Annotated in this window: 10 protein-coding genes; 9 read left to right on the forward strand and 1 reads right to left on the reverse strand. The window is 70.7% G+C overall.

Translation table 11 applies throughout. The annotated features are described in order from the left end of the window. Window positions 1–65: 65 nt before the first annotated feature. The 9 genes from SACTE_RS24475 (at window position 66) to SACTE_RS24515 (ending at window position 8,943) form a co-directional block, all read left to right on the forward strand. Window positions 66–2,867 (forward strand): DNA translocase FtsK, encoded by a 2,802-nt coding sequence (locus SACTE_RS24475; RefSeq protein WP_051122637.1) that lies wholly within the window; start codon window positions 66–68, stop codon window positions 2,865–2,867. A gap of 212 nt (window positions 2,868–3,079) precedes the next feature. Next, the gene (locus SACTE_RS24480) at window positions 3,080–3,877 is read left to right on the forward strand and encodes a helix-turn-helix domain-containing protein (protein ID WP_014048698.1); all 798 of its coding nucleotides are present in this window, start codon (window positions 3,080–3,082) and stop codon (window positions 3,875–3,877) included. 154 nt (window positions 3,878–4,031) lie between these two features. After that, window positions 4,032–5,510 (forward strand): 30S ribosomal protein S12 methylthiotransferase RimO, encoded by a 1,479-nt coding sequence (gene rimO / locus SACTE_RS24485; protein WP_014048699.1) that lies wholly within the window; start codon window positions 4,032–4,034, stop codon window positions 5,508–5,510. Continuing rightward, window positions 5,507–6,367: a CDP-diacylglycerol--glycerol-3-phosphate 3-phosphatidyltransferase gene (gene pgsA / locus SACTE_RS24490; RefSeq protein ID WP_014048700.1), complete on the forward strand. Its 861-nt coding sequence runs from the start codon at window positions 5,507–5,509 to the stop codon at window positions 6,365–6,367. Before rimO ends, pgsA begins: the two co-directional genes overlap by 4 nt. Then, window positions 6,364–6,876, forward strand: a complete 513-nt coding sequence (locus tag SACTE_RS24495) for a nicotinamide-nucleotide amidohydrolase family protein (RefSeq protein WP_014048701.1) — start codon at window positions 6,364–6,366, stop codon at window positions 6,874–6,876. The genes pgsA and SACTE_RS24495 overlap by 4 nt, the downstream gene beginning before the upstream one ends. A 109-nt stretch (window positions 6,877–6,985) precedes the next feature. After that, window positions 6,986–7,369, forward strand: a complete 384-nt coding sequence (locus SACTE_RS24500; RefSeq protein WP_014048702.1) for a helix-turn-helix transcriptional regulator — start codon at window positions 6,986–6,988, stop codon at window positions 7,367–7,369. Window positions 7,370–7,581: 212 nt separating this feature from the next. Next, window positions 7,582–8,052, forward strand: a complete 471-nt coding sequence (locus SACTE_RS24505; protein ID WP_014048703.1) for a DNA starvation/stationary phase protection protein — start codon at window positions 7,582–7,584, stop codon at window positions 8,050–8,052. 53 nt (window positions 8,053–8,105) lie between these two features. Then, on the forward strand, window positions 8,106–8,306 hold the full coding sequence (locus SACTE_RS24510; protein WP_014048704.1) for a CsbD family protein: 201 nt from the start codon (window positions 8,106–8,108) through the stop codon (window positions 8,304–8,306). A 355-nt stretch (window positions 8,307–8,661) separates the two neighbouring features. Next, window positions 8,662–8,943 (forward strand): hypothetical protein, encoded by a 282-nt coding sequence (locus SACTE_RS24515; RefSeq protein ID WP_014048705.1) that lies wholly within the window; start codon window positions 8,662–8,664, stop codon window positions 8,941–8,943. 45 nt (window positions 8,944–8,988) lie between these two features. Here SACTE_RS24515 and SACTE_RS24520 read toward each other — a convergent pair whose 3' ends face one another. Then, window positions 8,989–9,816 carry a DNA-formamidopyrimidine glycosylase family protein gene (locus SACTE_RS24520; RefSeq protein ID WP_014048706.1) on the reverse strand — a complete coding sequence of 276 codons (828 nt, stop codon included), beginning with the start codon at window positions 9,814–9,816 and terminating at the stop codon, window positions 8,989–8,991. Window positions 9,817–9,909 lie beyond the last annotated feature (93 nt).

Consider the following 9,909-nt stretch of genomic DNA (forward strand, 5'->3'; position numbering starts at 1 on the left):
GACACGGACGGGTGAAGCCGTAGGCACACGTGTCCACCGAGGTCGACACCGGTAACCTCAGTCACATGGCCTCACGTACGTCCGGCAAGGGTTCCCAGGGAGCGGCGGGCACCGCGAAGGTTGCCGGCCGTACCCAAGGGCCGGCCAAGAAAGCCGCGCCCGCCAAGAAGCCCGCAGCGAAGAAGACCGCGCCTGCGAAGAAGGCAGCCGCCAGGAAGGCGGCGGCCAGGAAGCCGGCGCCCAAACCCGCGCCGTCCCCCACCGGGGGTGTGTACCGGCTGGCCCGGGCCCTCTGGCTGGGCACGGCCCACGGCGTCGGCGCGGTGTTCCGCTCCATAGGGCGCGGCGCGAAGGGGCTCGACCCCGCGCACCGCAAGGACGGTCTCGCCCTGCTCCTCCTCGGCCTCGCGCTGATCGTGGCGGCCGGTACCTGGTCACACCTCCAGGGACCCGTCGGCGACCTCGTGGAGATGCTCGTCACCGGGGCGTTCGGGCGGCTGGACCTGCTCGTGCCCATACTGCTGGGCGCCGTCGCCGTGCGGCTGATCCTGTATCCGGAGCGGCCCGAGGCCAACGGCCGTATCGTCATCGGCCTTTCCGCCCTCGTCGTGGGCGTGCTCGGGCAGGTGCACATCGCCTGCGGCTCACCCGGCCGCGAGGACGGCACCGACGCGATGCAGGACGCCGGCGGCCTCATCGGCTGGGCCGCCTCCAAGCCGCTGATCTTCACGATGGGAGAGGTCCTCGCCGTTCCGCTGCTGTTGCTGCTGACGGTCTTCGGGCTGCTGGTCGTCACCGCCACCCCGGTCAACGCCATCCCGCAGCGACTGAGGCAGCTGGGCGTCAGGCTGGGCCTGGTCGCGCCGCCGGAGGAGTACGCGGACGCCGACGACGAGCGGTACGACGAGCAGTGGCGCGACGTGCTGCCGGAGGCCTCCCGGCGTTCCCCGGGCCGCCGTTCCGCCGCCGAGGACGTGTACGACGTGGACCGCGCAGACGGCGAGGTGCCGGCCAAACGCCGCCGGACCCGCAGGTCCTCCGCCCAGCCCGCCATGAACCGCACGCTGGACGCGGTGGACGTCGCGGCCGCCGCCGCTGCCGCCCTCGACGGGGCCGTACTCAACGGGATGCCGCCCTCGCCGGTCGTCGCCGACCTCACCCAGGGCGTCTCCGCGGACCGTGAGCACACCGGGACGCCGGTGCCCGGGGCCAGGGCGGGCGAGAAGAGGAGCGCCCCGGGGACACGCGGCACGGGAGGCGACGGCACGCCCTCCGGCTCCGCCCGCGACGAGGTCTCCTCCGCCTCCGGCGGCGTCCCGGACCTGACCAAGCCGGTGCCCGAACGTTCCGATCCGCTGCCCGCGCGCGCCGAGCAGCTCCAGCTCTCCGGTGACATCACCTACGCGCTGCCCTCCCTGGACCTCCTGACGCGCGGCGGCCCCGGCAAGACGCGCAGTGCCGCCAACGACGCCGTCGTGGCCTCCCTGACCAATGTCTTCACGGAGTTCAAGGTCGACGCGTCCGTCACCGGCTTCACCCGGGGCCCGACGGTCACGCGCTACGAGGTCGAACTCGGCCCGGCCGTCAAGGTCGAGCGGATCACCGCCCTCACCAAGAACATCGCGTACGCCGTGGCGAGCCCGGACGTCCGGATCATCTCCCCGATCCCGGGGAAGTCCGCGGTCGGCATCGAAATCCCGAACTCCGACCGTGAGATGGTCAACCTCGGTGACGTGCTGCGGCTCGCGGACGCGGCCGAGGACGACCACCCGATGCTGGTGGCGCTCGGCAAGAACGTCGAGGGCGGCTACGAGATGGCCAACCTGGCGAAGATGCCGCACGTACTGGTCGCCGGCGCGACCGGTTCCGGAAAGTCCTCCTGCATCAACTGCCTGATCACCTCGGTCATGGTGCGGGCGACCCCGGAGGACGTCCGGATGGTGCTCGTCGACCCCAAACGCGTGGAGCTCACCGCCTACGAGGGCATCCCGCACCTGATCACGCCGATCATCACCAACCCGAAGAAGGCCGCCGAGGCGCTCCAGTGGGTCGTCCGGGAGATGGACCTGCGCTACGACGACCTCGCCGCCTACGGCTACCGGCACATTGACGACTTCAACCACGCCGTGCGCAGCGGCAAGGCGAAGGCGCCCGAGGGGAGCGAGCGGGAGCTCTCGCCCTACCCCTACCTGCTGGTGATCGTCGACGAGCTGGCGGACCTGATGATGGTCGCGCCCCGGGACGTCGAGGACTCCATCGTCCGCATCACCCAGCTCGCCCGCGCGGCCGGTATCCACCTGGTGCTCGCCACCCAGCGCCCCTCGGTCGACGTGGTCACCGGCCTCATCAAGGCCAACGTGCCCTCGCGCCTCGCCTTCGCCACCTCGTCGCTCGCCGACAGCCGCGTCATCCTCGACCAGCCCGGCGCCGAGAAGCTCATCGGGAAGGGTGACGGGCTGTTCCTGCCGATGGGGGCGAACAAGCCGACCCGTATGCAGGGCGCCTTCGTCACGGAGGACGAGGTCGCGGCCGTCGTCCAACACTGCAAGGATCAGATGGCCCCGGTCTTCCGCGACGACGTGGTGGTGGGGACGAAACAGAAGAAGGAGATCGACGAGGACATCGGCGACGACCTGGATCTGCTCTGCCAGGCCGCGGAGCTGGTCGTCTCCACCCAGTTCGGCTCCACCTCGATGCTCCAGCGCAAGCTCCGGGTCGGCTTCGCCAAGGCGGGGCGGCTGATGGACCTCATGGAGTCCCGCAACATCGTGGGGCCCAGCGAGGGTTCCAAGGCGCGCGACGTCCTGGTGAAGGCCGACGAGATCGACGGAGTGTTGGCCGTGATTCGTGGGGAAACCGCTTCGTAGGAAGGTGAAGGGCAACCCTTTCGACCGGTCGCACGTCAAGTGGAAAGGAGAGGCGGTGGGATGACTGCCTGCCGCTCCGTTCCAGGCCCTGCCCGAGGGGCTCTCCGGCGAACCCGATGGCGTACAAAGTCGTCCCTCCCGGTTGCCCCACCCTTTCGTACCACCCCTAGACTGAACATCCAGCAGGTGGCTCACGCTCGAAAGGCGCCCCCGTGTCCATCGGCAACTCCCCAGAAGACGACCGGCCTTCGATCGGTCATGTGCTTCAGCAGGCCCGCATCGCGGCGGGCCTGACGGTCGAGGAAGTCAGCAGCTCCACCCGGGTGCGCATCCCCATCGTGCACGCGATCGAGACGGACGACTTCTCCCGCTGCGGCGGCGACGTGTACGCGCGCGGCCACATCCGCATGCTCGCCCAGGCCGTCCGGCTCGACCCCGACCCGCTGATCGCCCAGTACGACGCCGAACACGGGGGCAGCCCCGCCCCCACCCCGGCGGCGCCGCTGTTCGAGGCGGAGCGGATCCGCTCCGAGCCCCGTCGCCCCAACTGGACCGCGGCCATGGTCGCCGCCATCGTCGCCGTGATCGGTTTCGTCGGGTTCACGGTCTTCACCGGTGACGACGACGATTCCGGCACCGCCAAGGTCGCCGAGGGCTCGACCCCGGACACGACCGTGCCGAGCCCGACCGCCACCAAGCCCGCCGACCCCAAGCCGGCCCCCTCCGAGAGCGCCATCGCCGCGGCCCCCCGGGACAAGGTGACGGTCAAGCTCAGCGCCACCGGGAAGAGCTGGATCTCGGCCAAGGACCACAACGGGCGCCAGCTCTTCGACGGGCTGCTCTCCAAGGGCGACTCCAAGACCTTCCAGGACAAGGAGCGCATCGACCTCGTCCTGGGTGACGCCGGCTCCATCGAACTCTTCGTGAACGGCAAGAAGGTCGACGACCAGTTCGAGCCGGGACAGGTCGAGCGGCTCTCGTACACCAAGGGCGACCCCGAGGTCGGCTGATCTCCACGCCGCAGACATACCGTTGAGCGCCCGGTCCCGTACCGGGCGCTCACCGCTTTCCCGGCCCTCGCCGCACGCCCGCCGTTCGGTCACTCCCCGTAGCACCGAACCCTGCTCGCCGGGGCGGGCTCCGGGACAAAGTAGTCTTGAGTCCATGCCCGAACGCCGTACCGTCGCCCTTGTCACTCTTGGCTGCGCCCGTAACGAGGTGGACTCGGAGGAGCTGGCAGGCCGCTTGGCAGCGGACGGCTGGGATCTCGTCGAGGACGCCTCGGACGCGGATGTCGCCGTCGTCAACACCTGTGGGTTCGTCGAAGCCGCCAAGAAGGACTCGGTCGACGCCCTGCTCGAAGCCAACGATCTCAAGGATCACGGCAGAACCCAGGCCGTGGTGGCCGTCGGCTGCATGGCCGAGCGCTACGGCAAGGACCTCGCCGAAGCGCTGCCCGAAGCGGACGGTGTCCTCGGCTTCGACGACTACGCCGACATCTCCGACCGCCTCCAGACGATCCTCAACGGCGGCATCCACGCGTCGCACACCCCGCGCGACCGGCGCAAGCTGCTGCCGATCAGCCCCGCCGAGCGCCAGGACACCGCCGTCGCGCTGCCCGGCCACGCACAGGAGATCGCGCCGGCGCCGGCCGACCTCCCCGAGGGCGTAGCCCCGGTCTCCGGACCGCGCGCGCCGCTGCGCCGCCGGCTGGGGACCAGCCCCGTCGCGTCGGTGAAGCTGGCCTCCGGATGCGACCGTCGCTGCTCCTTCTGCGCCATCCCCTCCTTCCGCGGCTCCTTCATCTCCCGGCGCCCGTCGGACGTCCTGGGAGAGACGCGCTGGCTCGCCGAGCAGGGGGTCAAGGAGGTCATGCTGGTCTCCGAGAACAACACCTCCTACGGCAAGGACCTCGGCGACATCAGGCTCCTGGAGACCCTGCTGCCCGAGCTCGCCGACGTCGACGGCATCGAGCGGATCCGCGTCAGCTACCTCCAGCCCGCCGAGATGCGGCCCGGGCTGATCGACGTGCTCACCTCGACGCCGAAGGTCGCGCCCTACTTCGACCTGTCCTTCCAGCACTCCGCCCCCGGGGTGCTGCGGGCCATGCGACGGTTCGGCGACACGGACCGCTTCCTGGAGCTCCTGGACACCATCCGGGGCAAGGCCCCGCAGGCCGGTGCCCGGTCGAACTTCATCGTGGGCTTCCCCGGCGAGACCGAGGCCGACCTCGCGGAGCTGGAACGCTTCCTCACCGGAGCACGCCTGGACGCCATCGGCGTCTTCGGCTACTCCGACGAGGAGGGGACCGAGGCCGTCGGTTACGAGAACAAGCTGGACGCCGACGTCATCGCCGAGCGGCTCGCCCACATCTCCCAGCTGGCCGAGGAGCTGACCTCGCAGCGCGCCGAGGAACGGGTCGGGGAGACCCTCCAGGTCCTCGTCGAGTCCGTGGAGTCCGACGAGGACGGACCGGTCGCGGTGGGCCGTGCGGCGCACCAGGCACCCGAAACGGACGGCCAGGTCGTCTTCACCACACGCGAGGGCCTCGTCCCGGGCCTTATGGTCGAAGCGAAGGCAGTGGGCACCGAGGGAGTGGACCTCGTGGCCGAACACCACGAGCTTGCGGAGGCAGCCAGATGACGGGAGCCCCGGCATCCGCAGCAGGCGGCTCCGGCGCGACGCCGGCACCCCGCGGCGGCAAGCTGGGCGCGGCGGCCGTCAACCAGGCCGGACTGTGGAACATCGCCAACATCCTCACCATGGTGCGGCTGCTCCTGGTCCCGGGCTTCGTCCTGCTGCTCCTGCACGACGGCGGCTACGACCCGGTCTGGCGTTCGTTCGCCTGGGCGGCGTTCGCCGTGGCGATGATCACCGACCTCTTCGACGGGCATCTCGCGCGGGCCTACAACCTGGTCACCGACTTCGGGAAGATCGCCGACCCGATCGCCGACAAGGCGATCATGGGTGCCGCCCTGATCTGTCTCTCGGCCCTCGGTGATCTGCCCTGGTGGATCACCTCGGTCATCCTCTTCCGGGAGATCGGCATCACCCTCATGCGGTTCTGGGTCATCCGGCACGCGGTGATCCCGGCCAGCCGGGGCGGGAAGCTGAAGACCCTGGCCCAGGGGACGGCCGCCGGCATGTACGTCCTGGCCCTGACCGGCCCGCTGGCGACCCTCCGCTTCTGGGTGATGATGGCGGCCGTCGTGCTGACGGTCGTCACCGGACTCGACTACGTTCGGCAAGCTGTCGTGCTGCGCCGTAAGGGACTGGCGGCCGAGCGCGCGGCGGCCCTGGAGGCGGTCGTCGCGGCCGCGGAGGCCGTACGACCCGAGTCCGCGCCCGTCGTCGCCGTGCTGAGCGCGGACACGGGCACGGCGGGCGCGGAAGCCGTCCCTGGCACCGTGGACGCGGAAGCGGGCGAGGGCGCAGGCACGCCCGAGGGCGTCGTGGAGCCCGTCGCCGGTGCCCGTGGCGCGACGGAGACCGAGCGGTGACGTCCGTGGCGGCCCAGGTGCTGAGGCGGCTGTGGGAGCGCGACGAGACGCTCGCGGTAGCCGAGTCCCTGACCGGAGGCCTGGTGGCCGCGGAGCTCACCGGGGTACCCGGAGCGTCCCGTTGCTTCCGTGGGTCGGTGACGGCCTACGCCACGGTGCTCAAGCGGGATGTACTGGGCGTCGACGCGGCCCTGCTCGCCGAGCGAGGCGCGGTCGATCCCGACGTCGCCGTGGCGATGGCCGCCGGTGTGCGCCGGGCGCTGGGGGCGGACTGGGGGATCTCCACGACCGGGGTCGCGGGACCCGAGCCCCAGGACGGGAAACCGGTCGGCACCGTCTTCGTGGCGGTCTCCGGGCCCGGCGGCGTACAGAAAGTCGTCGAGCTGAGGTTGAACGGCGGGCGGGCGGACATCCGTAGAGAGAGTGTCCGAAGCCTGCTGGAGCTGCTCTCGGGCGAACTCGCCGAGAACGCGAGGGCACAGGATACGGAACAGAACGGGGGGAATTGATGTTTGCAGCCCTGAGTGAACACGACATCGCTCCCCGCACGGCCGCAGCGCGAGGCGGTACGGTGGGGCGTGAAGGATGCGGCTACGCGGTCCGAGGAGGGAGCCACCGATGATTCTGCTCCGTCGCCTGCTTGGTGACGTGCTGCGTCGGCAGCGCCAGCGCCAAGGCCGTACTCTGCGCGAAGTCTCCTCGTCCGCCCGAGTCTCGCTCGGCTATCTCTCCGAGGTGGAGCGGGGGCAGAAGGAGGCATCCTCCGAGCTGCTCTCCGCCATTTGCGACGCGCTTGACGTACGGATGTCCGAGCTCATGCGTGAAGTGAGCGATGAACTGTCGTTGGCAGAGCTGGCCGAGTCGGCAGCAGCCAGTGACCCGGTGCCCGTGCCGGTACGCCCGATGCTCAATTCCGTCTCCGTCACCTCGGTGGCAGGCGTGCCGTCGGGACGGGTGACCATCAAGGCGCCCGCGGAAGCGGTGGATGTCGTCGCCGCCTGACCTGCGTGGTTCATGGTGAACCGGAAGCCCCGGTCGGCCCTCACGGGCCGGCCGGGGCTTTTGGCTGGTGTGTGTGCGAGGCGGTTCGCGGGGCAGGCGCGGAGTGAGGCCGGGAGGCGTTCTCCTGAACGAACTCCCCGAATGACTCTTTTGTGTGATTTGTGCCATCGTGGACGAAGGCATGCCGCACAGCGATTTGATCGGAGAAGTGGATGTCTGTCGTGAAGAGCCCTCTGTCCGAGAGCGACCGCAAGATCGTGGGCGACGCCCTGCAGGGCGCGCTCGTCGACCTGATCGACCTCTCCCTCGTGGCCAAGCAGGTCCACTGGAACGTGGTCGGTCCGCGGTTCCGGTCCGTGCACCTCCAGCTGGACGACGTCGTGGACACGGCGCGGCAGCACTCGGACACGGTCGCGGAGCGGGCTTCCGCGGTCGGCGTCAACCCGGACGGACGGTCCAGGACGCTCGCGAAGACCACCGCCATCGACTCCGTCCCGGAGGGCTGGGTCAAGGACGTGGACGCGGTCCGGGTGCTCGTCGATGCCCTCCAGGTGGTCATCGACCGGATGCGGGAGCGGATCGAGGCGACGGACGAGCCCGACCCCGTCAGCCAGGACATCCTGATCACGCTGACGGCGGACCTCGAGAAGCACGCGTGGATGTTCCAGGCGGAATCCGCCTGACCGTCCCCGTGCCACCGGCCCGGGCAGCACAGACTTCCAAGCAAGGAGCAGTCATGACGGACAAGAACGAGAACGCGATGGACAAGCTCAAGGGCAAGGCCAAGGAGGCGACCGGGAAGGTGACCGGTAACCGCCGCAAGGAGGCCGAGGGCAAGTCCGACCAGGCCAAGGCGAAGGCGGACGACGCCGTGGGCGGGGCCGCCGACCGCGCCAAGGGTGTGAAGGACTCGCTGACCGACGACGACGGGCGGTAGTGGCTGCCGCTCGGTCCCGTACGTCCCTGGCGCAGGGACCGGCGTCGTACATATCCGTGCCCCCGTCGATACACGACGGGGGCACAGGCATGTGCGGAGCCCGGGAGTGCGGGCGGCCGGGCCGGCGGGCACCGCGTGCGGGGACACACGGAGCGTGGGATGCAGGCCGGGCGGCCCCGGGAGAAACTGCGGGAGAGCGCGGTGATGCGGCGCTCCCGGGACGGCTTCCGGCCTCCGGCGTGTGGGGGAGGGCGCGCGAGCGTCGCCGGGTCGTGGCCATGCACGCCGGTAGTGCGCCGATGCGCCCTCCCGGCACGAGACCGGGCCGTACTAGCGTCGGCCGGAGGAGGCAGCCATGGTGCGGCGGTGGGTGCCGGCGCTCGTCCTCGGTGGTGTGTGGTGGTGGGCCGTCCTGCGGCTGGCTCTCGAACCCGAACACGCGGGCCTGGTCGAGGGCACGGTGGTGGCGGGCGGTTGGGGGCTGAGTCTCCTGCCGGTCCATGTGGCGGCGACCGTACGGCCCGCCGACGACGATGATGAAGACGAGGATCGAGGCGATGGCGGGCGGGCCGCCGGGGAGGGCCACGGGGACGTACGTGCAGCCGAGGAGCCGGGCCCGGAGCGGGCGGCTTCCTGACGTCGGTTTCCTGCCGTCTGCTTCTTGACGGGGTCGGCGAGCGTTTCAGGGCGTGGGGCCGGACTGGCAGCCAGGGCACCAGTAGGTAGGGCGGTTGTCCAGCTCGACCCTGCGGATCGGCGTCGCGCAGCGCAGACAGGGCCGGTCGGCCCGGCCGTAGACGAACAGCCTCTCCCGGAAGCGGCGGGCTTCCCGCATGCGGTCCGGACGCGCGGAGACGGCCACGGGCGCGGTGGTGGTCCGCGAGGGGTTGTCGCGGTTGGCTTCGAGGAGCTGCTTGGCGGTTCGGACCAGACGGGTCATGGTGGCCGGCGGGAGTTCGCCCACGGGCAGCCAGGGAGTGGCACGGGCCATGAAGCAGAGCTCGCACTTGTAGACGTTGCCGATGCCGGCCAGATTGCGCTGGTCCAGCAGCGCCTCACCGAGCGGGCGACCGGGGGCCGACCGAAGATTGCGCTCGGCGGTGTCAGGATCCCAGTCCGGTCCCAGAAGGTCAGGGCCCAGATGGCCGACCACCTGGTCCTCGTCGCGGGTACGGATCAGCTCCAGCACGGGCAGGCGGTAGCCGACGGCCGTACGCTCCGCCGTCTCCAGGACGGCGCGGATCTGGTGGGCGGGGCCACCGCGCCAGCGCTCGCCCGGGGCGTAGAGACGCCAGGAGCCGTCCATGCGCAGGTGGCTGTGGAGCGTGAGGCCGTCCTCGACACGGGTGAGCAGATGTTTTCCGCGTGCGGTGACGTCGAGGACCGTGCGGCCGCTCAGGTCGGCGGTGGCGAACCGGGGGACCCGCAGATCGGACCGGGTCAGCACATGACCCGCGAGCGCGGTGTCGAGACGCTTGGCCGCCTGTAGGACGGTGTCACCTTCGGGCATGCCTCCATGATGCGCGGCCCGGGAGGTGGACGGGTAGCGGCGGACCCGGCCGGGTCCGCGGGACGTGCGAACGTGCCGGGGGTGGGGCGGACG

The organism is Streptomyces sp. SirexAA-E, assembly GCF_000177195.2.
Taxonomy (GTDB): domain Bacteria; phylum Actinomycetota; class Actinomycetes; order Streptomycetales; family Streptomycetaceae; genus Streptomyces; species Streptomyces flavovirens.